Here is a 16,176-nt window from a genome sequence, read left to right on the forward strand (position 1 = left end):
ACGTGACGCAGGAGGCCACCATGCTGAACCGCGACGAAGACATCCTGCAGGCCGCCGAGACCTGGCAGAAGCAGGGCCATGGCGTGGCGCTCGCCACCGTGGTCGAGACCTGGGGCTCGGCGCCGCGCCCGGCCGGCTCAAGCCTCGTCATCAATGACGACGGCACCTTTCTCGGCTCGGTCTCCGGCGGCTGCGTCGAGGGCGCCGTGGTCACCGAGGCGCTTGACGTGATCGCGAGCGGGCAGCCGAAGATGCTCGAGTTCGGCGTCGCCGACGAGACCGCCTGGAATGTCGGCTTGTCCTGCGGCGGCACCATCCGCGTCTTCGTCGAGAAGGTCGGCTAGCCGTGAAGCTCGAAACCCTTAAGGAGTTGAATGCCGAGCGCGCCGCGCGCCGCCCGGTCATCGTCGTCACCGACACCGCCAATGGCGAGCAGCGCCTGGTCAAGGCGAAGGACATCGCCGCCGACCCGCTGCGCGCCGAACTGTCAAAGCAGCTCAGGATGGGCAAGAGCGGCAATGTCGAGGCCGACGGCAAGAAGCTGTTCCTCAACGTCTACGCGCCGACCGCAAAGCTCGTGATCATCGGCGCGGTCCATATCAGCCAGGCGCTGGCGCCGCTGGCGCGCTCGCTGGATTACGACGTCACCGTGGTCGATCCGCGCACGGCGTTCGCCAGCCCCGAGCGCTTTCCGGACGTGCCGCTGGTCGCCGAATGGCCCGACGTCGCGCTGCCGCCGCTCAACATCGATCACTACACCGCGTTCGTCGCGGTGACGCATGATCCGAAGATCGACGACCCGGCGCTGATGCACGCCTTCGATCGCGACTGCTTCTATATCGGCGCGCTCGGCTCGCGGAAGACGCATGCCAAGCGCGGCGAGCGGCTGCGAGCGCTCGGCGCCAAGGACAGCGACATCGCGCGCATCCATGCGCCGATCGGCCTCGACATCGGCGCGGTATCGCCGTCGGAGATCGCGGTCGCGATCATGGCCGAGATCACCGCGCAGCTGCGGTTGCCTCCCAAAGAAAAAGAAGAAGCGGCATGAAGTTCGGTCCCGCCAGTCCGGCCGACGCGATTGGCGGCGTCACCGTGCATACGCTCCGCGAGGGCTCGCTGGTGCTCAAGAAGGGCACGACCATCGGCCCCGCCGAGGTCGAGGCGCTGATCAAAGCCGGCGTCAAGGAGATCGTCGTGGTGCGCCTCGAGGACGGCGACATCTCCGAGGACGCCGCTGCGGCGAGCATCGCGCAAGCGGTGGCGGGCGAGGGCGTCAATGTCGAGCGCGCCTTCACCGGCCGCGCCAATCTGTTCGCGGCGCGCCCCGGCGTGCTGGTGGTCGACCGCGCCGCGGTCGACCGCATCAACGGCGTCGACGAGGCCATCACCTTCGCGACGCTCGCGGCCTACAAGCCGGTGGTCGAAGGCGAGATGATCGCGACCGTCAAGCTGATCCCGTTCGGCGTCGAGGGGCGGCTGCGCGATGCGGCCGTCGCGGTGGCCGGCAAGGACACGCTGCGGATCGCGCCTTACGTGATCAAGAAGGTCGGCGTGGTCTCGACGCTGCTGCCGGGCCTTGCGCCGAAAGTGATCGACAAGACGCTGCGTGTCACCGCCGAGCGGCTCGCGCCGGCCGGTGCCGAGATCATCGCGGAGCGCCGCGTGCCGCATGACGAGACGGTGCTGGCGGGAGCGATCAAGGAATTGCTCGGCCTCGGCGCTGAGCTCGTCATCGTGTTCGGCGCCTCCGCGATCGCCGATCGGCGCGACGTAATCCCGGCCGCCATCACCGAGATCGGCGGCGCGATCGAGCATTTCGGCATGCCGGTCGATCCCGGCAATCTGCTGCTGATCGGCAGCGCCGGCGGCGTGCCGGTGCTGGGCGCGCCGGGCTGCGCGCGTTCGCCGGTCGAGAACGGTTTTGACTGGGTGCTGATGCGGCTGCTCGCCGGCATCAAGGTGACGCGCTCGGATCTCACCGGCATGGGCGTCGGCGGCCTGCTGATGGAGATCGTGACGCGGCCGCAGCCGCGCGCCGTCCCCGACACCGAAGGCAACCGCAACGTCGCGGCGATCGTGCTCGCCGCAGGGCGTTCGACCCGGATGGGCGGCCCGAACAAGCTGCTCGCCGAACTCGACGGCACGAAGATGGTGCGCATCGTCGCCGAGCAGGCTTTGGCGTCGAAGGCCGCGGAGGTGATCGTCGTCACCGGCCATCAGGCCGATCTGGTCGAGCAGGCGCTCGAGGGCCTCAAGGTGAAATTCGTCCGCAATCCGGATTTCGCCGGTGGCCTCGCGAGCTCCGTGAAGGCGGGCATCTCGGCGGTATCCGATCGTGCCGATGGCGCCATCGTCTGTCTCGGCGACATGCCGCTGATCTCATCGCAACTGATCGACCGTCTGATCGAGACCTTTGCCCCGGACCGCGGTCATCTGATCGCCGTCCCCGTCAGCGAAGGCCGCCGCGGCAATCCGGTGCTGTGGTCGCGCCGCTTCTTCAAGGAATTGATGACGCTCGACGGCGACATCGGCGCCCGCCATCTGATCGCCAAGCACGCCGAGGCGGTCGCCGAAGTCCCGGTCGAAGGCGACAGCGCCTTCCTCGACATCGACACCCCGCAAGCATTGGAAGCCGCAAGGCGTGGGTAGTTGTCGTCCCAGCGACCTGTTGTCGGCTTTTCTCCGGGACGACACGTGGATGGAGCTGTGCCATCAACCCGTCATTCACCATCTGGAAACGACCCCTTTGTAGAGTCCGCGCCGGGTTCTGGGGGATTTCACGTGATCATTTCGACTGCCGCCGCGCAGCGCCGCGCGCTGATGATTCTTGTCCTGACATTGCTGCTGGGTGCGGCGCGTTTCGTCACTGAAAGCTTCATCACCAAGGCTCACGCCGCCGGCGCGTTCGCGGTCGGCAAATGCGGCGCCTACGGCCAGGCCTATGATTATCCGGCAGAGGCGCCAGCGCGCGCCGCCGCGCAAAAGCAGTGCAAGGGCGACTGCACCACCGTCACCATGAAGCGCGCCTGTGCCGCACTCTCGATCGACCTGAAGAATCCCTGCGGCGCCCACGGCTATGCCGTAGCGCCGAAGATCTCCAGCTCGCTCAACGCCGCGACGCGCAAATGCTACGAATATGGCGGCAAGGAATGCGTGATCCGCGCCTGGGCCTGCGACGCCAAGGGATAGCTCACTTTCTCCGATTGCAGCGCCGCGATGGTTTCCCGGTGCCGGCGCTATCTGAGCCGCCAGACCGTCAACGAGCTGCTGCGGCATCTCGAGCCGCAGCACATTATCGCGTGCCGGCGCGGCGGCGTGCGCATTCTCGATCAGGGCAAGCTCAGCGATGTGGCGCGGGCAGCGTAGGATGGGTAGAGCGCCGCGAAGCGCGGCCGAGAGTGCCGCGAGTCGCCACCGCTGTCGACATGACTGTCATGAAAATTCAGGCAGGACTGGCCTTGGCCGCTCGCCTGTGGCTACACTCGGCCCATGCAATTCGACACCAAGATCGCGGTCGTGATCCGGACCGACCTGGAAGTCTGGCAGAAACTCAACGTCGCGTCGTTTCTTGCAGGCGGCATCGCGGCGTCCTTTCCCGAATGTATCGGCGAGAACTACGAGGACGGCTCGGGCACGAAATATCTCTCCCTGATCGGCCAGCCGATCCTGATCTATGGCGCCGACCGCGCGGCGCTGTCGCGGGCGCTGGAGCGCGCGCTCGCGCGCAACGTGAAGCCTGCGCTCTACACCGAAGACATGTTCAAGACCACGCACGACGCTGCCAACCGCGAGGTGGTGAGGGCGGTGGCGCGCCCCGACCTCAAACTCGTCGGCCTTGCCGTGCGCGCCGAGCGCAAGGTAGTCGACAAGATTCTCGACGGGCTGAAATTTCACGGCTGACGATTCGCAGCGCGCCTAAGGCGCAGGAACCAGCCTTGCGTCGACCGGGCGAGGTGATCCTCGGCGGCTTCGCGCGACAACACCGATCCCGAACCGCAGCACCCTGCTGGGCGGTGAAACCTCCGATGCATCGAAGCGCATCTGGGCCCACCCCGGCGCCGAAACGGGGCAGGGACGGCGGTCGGCGCCTGTGCCGCAATAGCCCGGCCACAACCTGAAACCTTCCCGGCCCTTGCGAGTTTTCCCTCTTGATCGCCTTGACAATGACTGACTAGTCAGTCATTAATGAAACATGGCAAAGCGCACGGACATGCCGACCCGCACACCACCCGCAGGGCGCCGGACCACCATCCGGGCCGCCGCCGCCAAGACGCCGAAAGCGGCCTCGGCCAAGCTGGCCGCGGAGCGGCCTGCGGCGAACCGCGCCGAGAAATCGGCGGAGCGGCGGGCGGCGATCGTCGCGGCCGCGATGGACGAGTTCATCGCGCGCGGCTTTGCCGCGACGCGGCTCGACGACGTCGCCAAGCGGGCCGGGGTCGCCAAGGGCACGCTGTACCTGCACTTCAAGGACAAGGAATCGATGTTCGAGGAGCTGATCCGCACCGCGGTCGTGCCCTTGATCGATCGCATGGCGGCGCCGCCGCAGATCACCGGCCCGGTGCGCGATGCGGTGGAGCGCTTCGCCGAGACCTTCATTCACGAGATCGCCGAGACGCGGCGCGGCGACATCATCCGCCTGATCGTCGCCGAAGGGCCGCGCTTCCCGGCGATCGCCGATTTCTATTTCCGCGAGGTGGTGTCGCGCGGGATGGCGGCGATGCGCGCGCTGATCCAGCTCGCGATCACGCGCGGCGAGATCAGACAGCGGGAGCTCGCGCAATTCCCGCAATTGATCGTCGCGCCCGCGATCGTCGCGGTGATCTGGCAGAGCCTGTTTGCCAGGCATGCACCGCTCGACGCGCTCGCGATGTTCAGGGTTCATCTCGATCTGATTTTCGGCGAACGGAGGACAGCATGACCTCGTCGCCAATGACAAAGGCATTGATCGCTGTTGCGCTGGCGGCGGTGCTCGCCGGCTGTCAGGAGAAGCGCGATCCCGGCTTCCAGGGCTGGGTCGAGGCCGACATGATCTTCGTCAGTCCCGACGAGTCCGGCCGGGTGACCAAGCTGAACGTGCGCGAGGGCGACGAGGTCAAGCCCGGCGATCTGCTCTATACCGTCGACGACGATCTGCAGCGTGCCGACCTCAACCAGAACAATGCGACGCTGGCCAACGCGCAGCAGAGCTATGACCGCGCGGCCCAGCTGCGCGGCACCGGCGCCGGCACCCAGGCCAATCTGGATTCCGCGGTCTCCGCGCTGCGCGTCGCCGAAGCGCGGGTCAACACCTCGCAGACCCGGCTCGACCGCCGCAAGGGCTTTGCGCCGATCGCAGGCAGCATTCAGCAGATCTATTTCCGCGAGGGCGAGATGGTGCAGGCACAGCGGCCGGTGCTCTCGATCATGCCGCCCGGCAACATGAAGCTGCGGTTCTTCGTGCCGGAGAGGGAATTGCCGAAGCTTGCGCTCGGCGACGAGATCAGGGTCACCTGCGACAATTGCGCCGCCGACCTGACCGCAAGGATTTATTTCATCGCGACCACGGCGGAATACACCCCGCCGGTGATCTACAGCCTCGATGAGCGCAACAAGCTGGTCTACCTGATCCAGGCGCGGCCGAGCCGGCCCGATGCGCTGCGCGTCGGGCAGCCGATCAGCATCTATCTCAACCCCAAGACGCCGATGGCCGACCGCAGATGAACGGCGCCACGCACCATGAGCGATCCAGTGCATCCGGTCTTGCGATCGACGCCAGGGGCCTGACCAAGTCGTTCGGCGGGCGCGAGGTGGTGCATGACCTGTCGATGCAAGTCAAGCGCGGCTCGATCTACGGCTTCCTCGGCCCCAACGGCAGCGGCAAGACCACGACCATCCGCATCCTGTGCGGCCTGCTGACGCCGGACAGTGGCGAGGGCACCTGTCTCGGCTACGATATCCGGCGCGATGCCGACAAGATCAAGCGCAAGGTCGGCTACATGACGCAGCGCTTCAGCCTCTACCAGGACCTTTCGGTGCGCGAGAACCTGGAGTTCGTCGCGCGGCTCTACGGTCTGCCGGATGCGCGGCGCGCCGCGTCCGAGATGATCGCGCGGATCGGGCTGAAGGGCCGCGAGGAGCAGCTTGCCGGCGAATTGTCCGGCGGCTGGAAGCAGCGGCTCGCGCTCGGCGCCTGCACGCTGCCCAATCCGCAACTGCTGCTGCTGGACGAGCCGACCGCGGGCGTTGATCCCAAGGCGCGGCGCGACTTCTGGAACGAGATCCACGCGCTCGCGGCCGAGGGCCTCACCGTGCTGGTCTCGACCCATTACATGGACGAGGCCGAGCGCTGTCACGAGATCGCCTATATCGCCTACGGCCATCTCCTGGCACACGGCACCGTCGACGAGGTGATCGCGGGCTCGAAGCTGTCGACCTACACGGTCACCGGCGAGGATTTCAACGGACTGATGGCGGAGCTTTCGGGCAAGGCGGGCGTCGACATGGTGGCGCCGTTCGGCACCAGCCTGCACGTCTCGGGCCGCGACAAGAGCGCGCTCGATGCCGCCGTCGCGCCGTATCGCAGCGATGCGAAGTGGCACTGGCGGCCGAGCGAGCCGTCGCTCGAGGACGTCTTTATCGACCTGATGGGGCGCTCGAAGGACAATTTCCAAGGATAATTTCCAACGGATAGCTTCCAAGGATCATTCGCAATGAGCGCGACCGACACGATCCAGACCAGCGAGGCGAGAGAGCCGCGGTTCGGCTTCTGGCGGCGCAGCTATGCGATGCTGGTCAAGGAATTCATCCAGCTGCGCCGCGACCGCGTCTCCTTTGCCATGATCATCATGCTGCCGGTGATGCAGCTGACGCTGTTCGGCTACGCCATCAACACCACGCCGCGCAATCTGCCGACTGCGGTGCTGACCCAGGAGGACTCGGATCTCGGCCGCTCGATCCTGAAGGCGATGCAAAACACCGCCTATTTCCGCTTCGTCCGCGAGGTCCATACCGTCGCCGAATTCGATGAGCTGCTGCAATCCGGCAAGGTGCTGTTCGGCGTCGAGATTCCGCGCGGCTTCGAGCGTGCGGTGCGGCGCGGCGACAGGCCGGCGCTGTTGGTCGCCGCCGATGCCACCGATCCGGTGGCGTCCGGCTCGGCGCTCGGCGCGCTCGGGCCGCTGGTGCAGACCGCGCTGGCGCACGACCTGCATATCGGCGATCCGCCGGAGATGCCGTTCGAGATCCGCGCCCATGCCCGCTACAACCCGGCGGCGGAATCCCGCCTCAACATCGTACCGGGCCTGGTCGGCACCATCCTCACCATGACCATGCTGATCTTCACCGCGCTGTCGGTGACCCGCGAGATCGAGCGCGGCACCATGGAGAGCCTGCTGTCGATGCCGATCAAGCCGGTCGAGGTGATGTTCGGCAAGATCATCCCCTATGTGATCGTCGGCTTTATCCAGGCCGCGCTGATCATCGGCATCGGCGTCCTGCTGTTCGGCGTGCCGATCTTCGGCAGCCTCATCCTGCTGGCGCTTCTGACCACGCTGTTCATCACCACCAATCTGTCGATCGGCTACACCTTCTCGACCATCGTGCAGAACCAGCTGCAGGCGATGCAGCTGTCGATGATGTTCTTCCTGCCGAGCATCCTTTTGTCCGGCTTCATGTTTCCGTTCGCCGGCATGCCGGTCTGGGCGCAATATATCGGCGAGGGCCTGCCGCTGACCCATTTCGTCCGCATCGTCCGGGCCATCATGCTGAAGGGCGCGGCGATGGAGAACCTGCGCTACGACACGATCGCGCTGGCCTGCCTGATGCTGTTCGCCATGACCGTCGCCGTGACGCGCTTCCGCCGTACGCTCGATTGAGGCAGAATGGGTGCGATGATTCATCGTCATTCCGGGGCGATGCGGAGTGTCGAACCCGGAATCGAGAGTCCCGGTGGGCCATCGCGCACCTGCGGTCTGGTCCTTCGGACCATCCCGGAATGACGGGGGCGAAGCAATGGCGGGATTCTGGAACAGAGACGCGGCGCGGGCAACCACCGTATCGGCGGATTTCCATCGCGCGCTGATGCGCGAGGTGATGACCACCGAGCTGCTCCGCATCAAGGTGCTGGTCGCTACCACCATCCTGCTCGGGGCCGTCAGCCTATTGATGCAATTCTTTGCGCCCGAAGCGGTCAGCCGGGTCTGGCACGGCAATCTCAGCCCAATCTATGTGTTCTATGTCATCGTACCGCTGATCGTGTTCGAGCTGTGGGTGCATACCGCGATCACCTGGTTCATGCGCAAGGGACGCGACCTGCCGGTCGTCCGGCGCTACATCGGCGTCCTGATCGAGACCTCATTGCCGACCGTTGTGCTGGCGCTGCACATCAACAGCATGGGCACGCAACAGGCGCTCGGCTTCGTGGCGCCGCTGATCTATTTCGTCTTCATCATCCTCTCGACGCTGCGGCTCGATTTCTGGCTGTCGACCTTCACCGGCCTCGTCGCATCAGCCGAGCTGTTCTACATGGCCGTGTTCTTCCATCCGGCGAACGGCGGCGAGGCGCTGCACAATATCTACTATCACGCCGCGCGCAGCATGATCGTCCTGATCTGCGGCATCCTGGCCGGAGCGGTCGGCATGCAACTGCGCCGGCAGTTCGAGGCCAGCATTGCGGCGGCCACCGCGCGCGACCGCATCACCAACCTGTTCGGCCAGCACGTCTCGCCGCAGGTGGTCGAGCGCTTGATGATGGAGGGCGCCTCGACCAAGAGCGACATTCGTCGCGTCGCCGTGATGTTCGTCGATTTCCGCAGCTTCACCGCGGGCGCGCGCACCCGCTCGCCGCAGGAAGTGGTCGACCGGCTCGACGGTGCCTTTGCGGTGCTGGTCGACATTCTGGATCGCCACGGCGGTATCGTGAACAAGTTTCTCGGCGACGGCTTCCTCGCGCTGTTCGGCGCGCCGATCCATGCCGGCGACGCGCCGCACCAGGCGGTCGCCGCGGCGCGCGAGATGCTCGCCGCCAATGAGCGCATCAACGCCAGTTCGGGCTGGCCGCTGCGCATCGGCATCGCAATCCATGTCGGCGAGGTGGTCGCCGGCAATATCGGCTCGCCGCGGCGCAAGGAATACACCGTGATCGGCGACACCGTGAATTTCGCCGCGCGGCTCGAAGCGCTCAACAAGGAGCTCGGCTCGCAATTCCTGATCTCGTCGGAGGTGCGCGAGGCACTCGGCGATGATTGCAAGGACGCCATATCGCGCGGCGAGATACCGGTGAGGGGATATGATCGCCCGATACCGGTTTGGCAGTTGGGGTAAAGCGCGATTGCACCGAGTGCTCTGAAGGCCGCGATTCCGGCCATGTTAGGATGCGCGCGACCGGTCGCCGGCCGCGACCCAGTGCATGAGGACAAAGCAAGATGCAGCGGCGCTATATCACTGTCGACGTATTCACCAACCGGGCCTTCGGCGGCAACCCGCTTGCCGTGGTGCTCGACGCCGGCGGACTGTCGACGGCACAAATGCAGGCGATCGCGACCGAGTTCAACTATTCGGAGACCACCTTTGTGCTGCCGCCGCAGGACGCCGCCAACGACGCCCAGGTCCGCATCTTCACGATGCGCACCGAGATTCCGTTCGCCGGGCATCCCAATGTCGGCACCGCCTTCGTGCTGGCGACGCGCTCGGCGAAGGCGCCGGAGCGGCTGCGGTTCGAGGAGAAGGCGGGCCTCGTGCCGCTCGAGATCCTGTCCGAAGGCGGCAGCGTGATCGGCGCCGAGCTGACGGCGCCGCAGCCGTTGCAGCGGTCGCATGAGGTCGGCGCGGCCGACGTCGCCGCGTGCCTGTCACTGTCGGCCGACGACATCAGGACCGACCGGCACGCACCGCAGGTGGCATCCGTCGGCCTGCCATTTCTGGTCGCCGAGATCGCTTCGCGGGAGGCGCTGAAGCGCGCGAGGCCGGATGCGGGGGCGTTCGCCAGGGTGCTGGCGCATATCGGGCGCGACGTCATCTACCTCTACACGCGCGACGTTCCGGCGAGCGAGCAGCCGCTCGATTTGCAGGCGCGCATGTTCCACCCCGGCGCCAGCGGCCTGTCCGAAGACCCCGCCACCGGCAGCGCGACCGGCGCAGCCGCCGCGCTGCTGGCCGATCTCGATCCGACGCGCGACGGCGAGTTGCGCTTGCGGATCGGGCAGGGCGTCGACATGGGCCGGCCGAGCCTGCTGCTGACGCGGGTAAAGAAGCAGGCCGGCGCCGTCACGTCCGTGCATGTCGGCGGCAACTGCGTGAGGATGATGGAGGGGACGCTGAACGTGGCCGGCGAGCGCGGCTAAAGCGTTTTTGAGCGAAGTAGACGACCGGTTCGCGTGACAAACCGCGCCAAGACAAGGGTCTAGGGGGCCGCCCGCACCTCACGTTCATGTGTGCAGGGAAGTCCGCTCGCGCCATTGAATTACGATCGTAATTTTATATTATGATCGTAATGGCATTCACCTGCGCCGCCGATGGCGGGCGGCGGAATGCCGCAAACCGCTCGCTGCGAGGACTTCATGAACGACATGACCGCCGTTTCGCGCCACATGGCTCCCGAACAATCCATGGACGGCTCCTCGCTGGGGCTCGCCGCCGCTGCAGCAGCTATTCGCGGTGGCGAAATCACGTCGGAAGCATATACCGCGTCGCTTCTGCGCCGTGCGCGAACGCATGCCGAGCTCAATGCCTTCATCACCATCGATGAGGCGGCCGTCTTGGAGGCCGCGAAGAACGCGGACAAGGCACGTGCCGCCGGGTCGGCGGCTCCGCTATTGGGCGTGCCGCTCGCCGTGAAAGACAGTTATCTGACGAAAGGGCTGCCCACGAGCCTCGGGCTCGATAGCCTCGCTCACTTCGTGCCGCGGGAAGATGCGGACGCTGTCGCTGCCATAAAGCGCGCGGGCGCCCTGGTGTTCGGGAAGAATAACCTCGTCGAGATGTCCTATGGCTTGACCGGCCATAACGCACGTTACGGCCAGGTGAAGAATCCGCACGCTCGAGACCGCGTGTCGGGCGGCTCCTCGAGCGGCTCCGCCGCATCCGTGGCCGCCCGCCTCGTTCCAGCGTCGTTGGGTGGTGACACCGTCGGGTCGATCCGGGTGCCCGCATCGTTCTGTGGCGTCGTGGGATTCAAGCCAACCACCGGACGGTGGCCGCGCAAGGGTGTCGCTCCGATCTCCCACACGCTCGATACGACAGGTGCATTTGCCGGAAGCGTCGGGGATTGCGTCCTGCTGGACCAGGTCATGACCGGCGAACAGACAGCAGAACTTTCCGACCGCGACCATGATCTGAAGGGAGTCCGATTGGCCTTCGCGCCGCGACAGTTTCTGGATCTGGTGGACTCGGAAGTCGAGAGCCGATTCCGTGACGTGGTTCGGCGTCTGCAGCACGCCGGCGCGGAGGTCGTTGAGGTGGATCTCGGCGATGATTTCAATAACCTCGTCCAAACCGCGACATGGGGCATCTTCGCCCATGAGACGATGGATGCAATATCGGAATTCCTTCGCCATCACGACATTCCGACGACGTTCGAGACGATTTACGAGGGTCTCAAGCCCCAGCTTCGGCAGGCGTGGGAACACATTGTGCTGCCGAGTGGTGCAGGTGCCGTCTCGGCAGAAGCCTATCAGACGGCGCTCAACGTGACTCGGCCGGAGATCCAGCGCCGGCTCGACACGGCGTTCGTTGCTCGCGGGGCGCAAGTCATTCTGCAGCCGACCACGCCGTGTACAGCGCCTCTGATTGACGAGCAGGCGACCGTCAATATCGCAGGGCAGGAGGTCAGCTATCTCGCATTGGCGAATCACACGGTCTCAGCGAGCAGCGTCGGGTTGCCTGGTGTCAGTCTTCCCGTTGGCCTGTCTCGCGCCGGGCTGCCGATTGGCCTTGAGCTTGATGCCCCTCTAGGCAGCGACCGCATGCTCTTAGCCATTGCCCGCAAGGTCGAAAGCGTCCTCGGGTGTCTGGCCGATTGACGCGTGATTCTGGCATCCGGGAGACATGAGTGGAGTTGAGACGAGATGCGCTTCGAGAAAGGTCATAAGCGGGCAACACGACGGCACATCGTCGATGTGGCATCGAAATGCATGCGCCGGGACGGCATCTCCGCCACCGGGATTGCCGGGATCATGGGCGAGGCCGGCCTGACCAAAGGGGCATTCTCTCCGCACTTCGAGTCCAAGGATGCGCTTGTTCGCGAGGCACTGGCGCGCGCGCTTAGTGACCAGCAGCGTTGCCTTGATGAGGATCAGCTAATGGGCCTCGATCTTGAAGGTGCGATCCGGCGCTACCTGAATCGCGCGCACCTCGAAACCCCCGCGCAAGGCTGCCCCTCCGCTGCATTGCTTCCGGAGATCGCGCGCCAGCCCCAGAATACCAGGCGGGATTACGAGAAAGCGCTGGCGAGCTATGTTGCGAGTTTGGCGGCGCTGCTGCCCGGTGCAGATTCTGCTGCGAACCGCCGCCGGGCGAGGGCCATCTTCGGACTCATGGTGGGCACGCTACAGTTTGCGCGGGCCGTGCCCGACGCTGCCGAAGCGCAGCAAATGCTGGATGGCGGCATCGAAGCAGCGCTGCATTTGGCGCGAACGTCGTCATCCTAAACAGGAAGGACGGAGAGGCTCGGGTCGGATACGGCCTGGAGTCTCGTTCCGATTCTATCAGATCGAGTTTTAAACCTGCGGCGCCGTCAGATTCTCGGTCTTGACGCCGTTGCGGTCCTCGATGATTTCGGCGATCCAGCGCCGGTGGCAGTGCCTGTGATCGCGCTCGTAGCAGAGGATGCAGGCCGGGCCTGACGTCCTCACCAGCGCCGACAGCTCGTCGAGCTCCTCCTTGGCCTGCGCGGTCTTCAGATGGGCGGTGTAGATCTTCTCCAGCAGCTCATACTTGCCGCTGCGCGCCGCTTCGCGGCCGGTCTTCGGCGTGCCGAGGCCGCGCAGATGAACATAGGAAATGCCGCGCTCGTCGAGGCCCGCGGCGAGCGCGCTCTTGGAGAAGCCCGGACGCCGCGATGAGGCCACCGCGCGGACGTCGACCAAAAGCTTGACGCCGGCCTGCTCGAGCTCGTCGAGCACCGCCTTCGACGGGGTCTGCTCGTAGCCGATGGTGAACAGCTTCTTCTGCTTCGCCATGGCAGCTCCCTTTGGCGGCTCCGCCTACTTCACGCGTTCGATCAATTCCATTGCGCCCGCCGGCGCGCGGATCTTGCCCTCGTGGATCACATAGGCGAACACGTCGCGCGGGATCTTCTTCGGCGCGGTCTTGTCGACACGCGGCAGGTCGTCGGGCTCACCGCCGCTGGCCCAATCCTGGAAGCGCTTGGCCCAGGCGTCGAGCTGCTTCGGCGGATAGCAGGTCTTCAGCTCGTCATTGCCTTTCTGCAGCCGGGCATAGACGAAGTCGCTGGCGATGTCGGCGATCGCCGGATATTTGCCGTGCTCGGCGAACACCACCGGCACCTGATGCTCGCGCAGCAGCGCGATGAACTCCGGCACTTTGAAGCTGTCGTGGCGCACCTCGACCACGTGACGGAGCGCGCGGCCGTCGAGCTTGCGCGGCAACAGCTCGAGGAACTTGCCGAAATCGGCGCCGTCGAACTTCTTGGTCGGTGCGAACTGCCAGAGCACGGGTCCGAGCCGGTCCTTCAGCTCCAGCACGCCGGAATCGTAAAACCGCTTCACGGAATCGCCGGCCTCCGCCAGCACGCGGCGGTTGGTGGCGAAGCGCGGGCCCTTCAGCGAGAAGATGAACCCATCAGGCACTTCGCTGGCCCATTTGCGAAAGCTCTCCGGCTTCTGCGAACCGTAGTAGGTGCCGTTGATCTCGATCGAGGTCAGCTTCGAGGCGGCGTAGGAGAGTTCTTTCGATTGCGCGAGCTTGTCCGGGTAGAACACGCCGCGCCACGGCTCGAAGGTCCAGCCGCCGATGCCGATGTAGATCTTGCCTGCGTCCGTCTTGCTTGCCTTGGTGGGAGCTTTGGCCACGATTGCACTCGTCGCGAGAAGGGGGAGAAGAGATCGAGACTAGTCAAAATAATCGTGATTGGCCAGTTTGCCAGATTTCGCCGGCAGCGCTTATCGCGGTTGTCAGCGTTGGCTAGGATGCGGAAAACGGGAGAACAACAATGCGCATGCTGGCCGCCGCCGTCCTCTTGCTCCTGCCTCCTGCTGCCATGGCCGACGAGGTCGACGATGCGCACAGGCTCGCGGTCACCGGCCGCGACGCATACTGGAATTGTCTTGCTCGCGAATATCCGCGCGACAGCAACAAGACCATGTCCGACCAGGAGTTCACCTCGCTGATCGCAACCGTCTGCCCGTCGGAGCGGCAGAACTTCCGGGTATCGCTGATCGATTTCCTGTCGCAGCAGTTTCCGAAACAGGATGCCGGCGCGCGGCTTGCAACTGCCAACCGCGCCATCGAGCTCGCGCAGAAGGACATCGTGACGGCCTTCGTGCGGCGCCGAGCCGCCGCCAAATAGCCGTCCTGATCCTGTTGCGGTCAGCCGATTTTTGCTATCAATCCGCGCACAAGCGAGGGGATGATCGGGCATGGATTCGCGGTCGACAGCAGGCTTCCTGGGCACGGTGGTGGCGGTCATCGCGCTGGCCGCCGCGTTCGTCTATGGGCCGTCCCCGACCCAGATCCGCAATCGGGCCCAGCCCGCCGCGGCGCAGCAGCAGGCGGCTCCCGCCGCGGAGCCGGCCCCGGCAGCCCCGGCGCCGCGCGGCCCGGTGATCCGCGAAGTCCCGAACAACTAGCGCTGTCCGCCCCCGAGCCCTTGCGGATCGTCCAAGGCCTTCCTATCTAGCTCAGAACAGCGACGTTGCAGCTCTTCTGGGGCTCCGGCGCTGGAACGACCACGGCAATGTCGGCTGCGCCGGATGTACGCGCGCCCCTTGTTCGTGGTCGTTGGTATTTTGAGGGGTATTCTGACCCCGTTTTCCACCTACCGAGAGTGAGTTTCGACTCACCCGCCTTGGCAGCGGGAGAGGCTGCGGCTATACGCTGGCGCTCATGAATGACGCCATCAAGCCGGGCCCCGAAACCCTGTCGCAGGCCGCTGGTTTGCCGCAGCTTTCGGTCGTCGTCCCGACCTTCAACGAACGGGACAATGTCACGGTGCTGTACCGGCGGCTCGACGCGACGCTGAAGGACGTGTCGTGGGAAGTGATCTTCGTCGACGACAATTCGCCGGACGGCACCTGGGATGTGGTGCGCGGCCTGGCGCGGCAGGATTCCCGCGTGCGCTGCATCCGCCGGGTCGGCCGCCGCGGCCTGTCAGGCGCCTGCATCGAGGGCATCCTGGCCTCGAGCGCACCGTTTGCCGCTGTCATCGATGCCGACCTGCAGCATGACGAGACCCAGCTCCCGAAGATGGTGGCGCTGCTCGCGGACGGGAAGGCCGATCTCGTGATCGGCAGCCGCTACATCGAGGGCTACAAGGCCGAGGGCTTCAACAAGCAGCGCGCCGGCGCCAGCGCCTTTGCCACCGAGATCGCGCGCCGCGCGCTGAAGGTCGAGGTCGCCGATCCCATGAGCGGCTTCTTCATGGTCCGGCGCGACCGCTTCGAGGAGCTCGCGCCGCAGCTCTCGACGCAGGGCTTCAAGATCCTGCTCGACGTGATCGCGACCGGGCAGGGCAAGCTGCGTACGGTCGAGATTCCTTACACCTTCGGTGCGCGCCAGCATGGCGAGAGCAAGCTCGATTCGATGGTCGCGCTCGACTTCCTCGGCCTCGTGCTCGCGAAGCTGACCCATGACGTGATCTCGCTGCGCTTCATCCTGTTCGGGATGGTCGGCGCGCTCGGCCTGCTGGTGCATCTCGCCGCGCTGTTCATCGCGCTGGAAGTCTTCCAGGTGCCGTTTCCGGAAGCGCAGGCCACCGGCGCGATCGTCGCCATGACCAGCAACTTCATCCTCAACAACTTCCTGACCTATCGCGACCAGCGGCTGAAGGGCCTTGCGATCCTGCGCGGCCTGTTGCTGTTCTATCTCGTTTGCAGCGTCGGCCTGTTGGCCAATGTCGGCGTCGCTTTCTCGGTCTACGATCAGGAGCCGATCTGGTGGCTCGCGGGCGCGGCGGGCGCGCTGATGGGCGTGGTCTGGAACTACGCGATGTCCGGGCTGTTCGTCTGGCGCAAGCGATGACGC

At 65.6% G+C, this 16,176-nt stretch carries 19 protein-coding genes; 17 read left to right on the forward strand and 2 right to left on the reverse strand.

What is annotated here, in order from left to right:
- The first annotated feature begins 20 nt into the window (after positions 1 to 20).
- From J6500_RS13110 to J6500_RS13175, 14 genes are all read left to right on the forward strand, one after another.
- Positions 21 to 344, forward strand: coding sequence for an XdhC family protein (locus J6500_RS13110; RefSeq protein ID WP_021077800.1), 324 nt, complete (start codon positions 21 to 23; stop codon positions 342 to 344).
- Between the two features lie 2 nt (positions 345 to 346).
- On the forward strand, positions 347 to 1,048 hold the full coding sequence (locus tag J6500_RS13115; RefSeq protein ID WP_225713126.1) for an XdhC family protein: 702 nt from the start codon (positions 347 to 349) through the stop codon (positions 1,046 to 1,048).
- Complete coding sequence (locus J6500_RS13120; RefSeq protein ID WP_225713127.1) at positions 1,045 to 2,649, forward strand: NTP transferase domain-containing protein; 1,605 nt, start codon at positions 1,045 to 1,047, stop codon at positions 2,647 to 2,649. Before J6500_RS13115 ends, J6500_RS13120 begins: the two co-directional genes overlap by 4 nt.
- A gap of 135 nt (positions 2,650 to 2,784) precedes the next feature.
- Entirely contained in the window at positions 2,785 to 3,189 is a 405-nt protein-coding gene (locus tag J6500_RS13125; RefSeq protein WP_376707799.1) for a DUF4189 domain-containing protein, read from the forward strand.
- Between the two features lie 27 nt (positions 3,190 to 3,216).
- The gene (locus J6500_RS13130; RefSeq protein ID WP_225713128.1) at positions 3,217 to 3,366 is read left to right on the forward strand and encodes a helix-turn-helix domain-containing protein; all 150 of its coding nucleotides are present in this window, start codon (positions 3,217 to 3,219) and stop codon (positions 3,364 to 3,366) included.
- Positions 3,367 to 3,489: 123 nt separating this feature from the next.
- Complete coding sequence (locus tag J6500_RS13135; protein WP_225713129.1) at positions 3,490 to 3,900, forward strand: DUF2000 family protein; 411 nt, start codon at positions 3,490 to 3,492, stop codon at positions 3,898 to 3,900.
- 292 nt (positions 3,901 to 4,192) lie between these two features.
- Positions 4,193 to 4,918, forward strand: a complete 726-nt coding sequence (locus J6500_RS13140; RefSeq protein ID WP_225713130.1) for a TetR/AcrR family transcriptional regulator — start codon at positions 4,193 to 4,195, stop codon at positions 4,916 to 4,918.
- Entirely contained in the window at positions 4,915 to 5,700 is a 786-nt protein-coding gene (locus J6500_RS13145; RefSeq protein WP_225713131.1) for an HlyD family secretion protein, read from the forward strand. The genes J6500_RS13140 and J6500_RS13145 overlap by 4 nt, the downstream gene beginning before the upstream one ends.
- The gene (locus J6500_RS13150) at positions 5,697 to 6,656 is read left to right on the forward strand and encodes an ABC transporter ATP-binding protein (RefSeq protein WP_225713132.1); all 960 of its coding nucleotides are present in this window, start codon (positions 5,697 to 5,699) and stop codon (positions 6,654 to 6,656) included. The genes J6500_RS13145 and J6500_RS13150 overlap by 4 nt, the downstream gene beginning before the upstream one ends.
- Positions 6,657 to 6,689: 33 nt before the next feature.
- The gene (locus J6500_RS13155; RefSeq protein ID WP_225713133.1) at positions 6,690 to 7,853 is read left to right on the forward strand and encodes an ABC transporter permease; all 1,164 of its coding nucleotides are present in this window, start codon (positions 6,690 to 6,692) and stop codon (positions 7,851 to 7,853) included.
- Positions 7,854 to 7,989: 136 nt separating this feature from the next.
- The gene (locus J6500_RS13160) at positions 7,990 to 9,300 is read left to right on the forward strand and encodes an adenylate/guanylate cyclase domain-containing protein (protein ID WP_225713134.1); all 1,311 of its coding nucleotides are present in this window, start codon (positions 7,990 to 7,992) and stop codon (positions 9,298 to 9,300) included.
- Between the two features lie 101 nt (positions 9,301 to 9,401).
- A complete protein-coding gene (locus J6500_RS13165; RefSeq protein ID WP_225713135.1) occupies positions 9,402 to 10,319 on the forward strand; it encodes a PhzF family protein in 918 nt (305 codons plus the stop codon).
- A gap of 216 nt (positions 10,320 to 10,535) precedes the next feature.
- Entirely contained in the window at positions 10,536 to 11,996 is a 1,461-nt protein-coding gene (locus tag J6500_RS13170) for an amidase family protein (RefSeq protein WP_225713136.1), read from the forward strand.
- A gap of 45 nt (positions 11,997 to 12,041) precedes the next feature.
- Entirely contained in the window at positions 12,042 to 12,623 is a 582-nt protein-coding gene (locus J6500_RS13175) for a TetR/AcrR family transcriptional regulator (protein WP_225713137.1), read from the forward strand.
- A 69-nt stretch (positions 12,624 to 12,692) separates the two neighbouring features.
- Here J6500_RS13175 and J6500_RS13180 read toward each other — a convergent pair whose 3' ends face one another.
- Positions 12,693 to 13,154 (reverse strand): DUF488 domain-containing protein, encoded by a 462-nt coding sequence (locus J6500_RS13180; protein ID WP_225713138.1) that lies wholly within the window; start codon positions 13,152 to 13,154, stop codon positions 12,693 to 12,695.
- Positions 13,155 to 13,178: 24 nt separating this feature from the next.
- Entirely contained in the window at positions 13,179 to 14,006 is an 828-nt protein-coding gene (locus tag J6500_RS13185; RefSeq protein WP_225713139.1) for a DUF72 domain-containing protein, read from the reverse strand.
- 140 nt (positions 14,007 to 14,146) lie between these two features.
- Between J6500_RS13185 and J6500_RS13190 the strand changes: the two genes are divergently transcribed.
- The 3 genes from J6500_RS13190 to J6500_RS13200 all read left to right on the forward strand — a co-directional run bounded on the left by J6500_RS13190 (position 14,147) and on the right by J6500_RS13200 (position 16,173).
- Positions 14,147 to 14,503: a hypothetical protein gene (locus J6500_RS13190; RefSeq protein ID WP_225713140.1), complete on the forward strand. Its 357-nt coding sequence runs from the start codon at positions 14,147 to 14,149 to the stop codon at positions 14,501 to 14,503.
- A 70-nt stretch (positions 14,504 to 14,573) separates the two neighbouring features.
- Positions 14,574 to 14,783, forward strand: coding sequence for a hypothetical protein (locus tag J6500_RS13195; RefSeq protein ID WP_225713141.1), 210 nt, complete (start codon positions 14,574 to 14,576; stop codon positions 14,781 to 14,783).
- Positions 14,784 to 15,039: 256 nt separating this feature from the next.
- Entirely contained in the window at positions 15,040 to 16,173 is a 1,134-nt protein-coding gene (locus tag J6500_RS13200) for a glycosyltransferase (RefSeq protein WP_225713142.1), read from the forward strand.
- The last annotated feature ends 3 nt before the right edge of the window (positions 16,174 to 16,176 follow it).

It is taken from the genome of Bradyrhizobium semiaridum (genome assembly GCF_020329505.1).
In the GTDB taxonomy this organism is placed as follows: domain Bacteria; phylum Pseudomonadota; class Alphaproteobacteria; order Rhizobiales; family Xanthobacteraceae; genus Bradyrhizobium; species Bradyrhizobium semiaridum.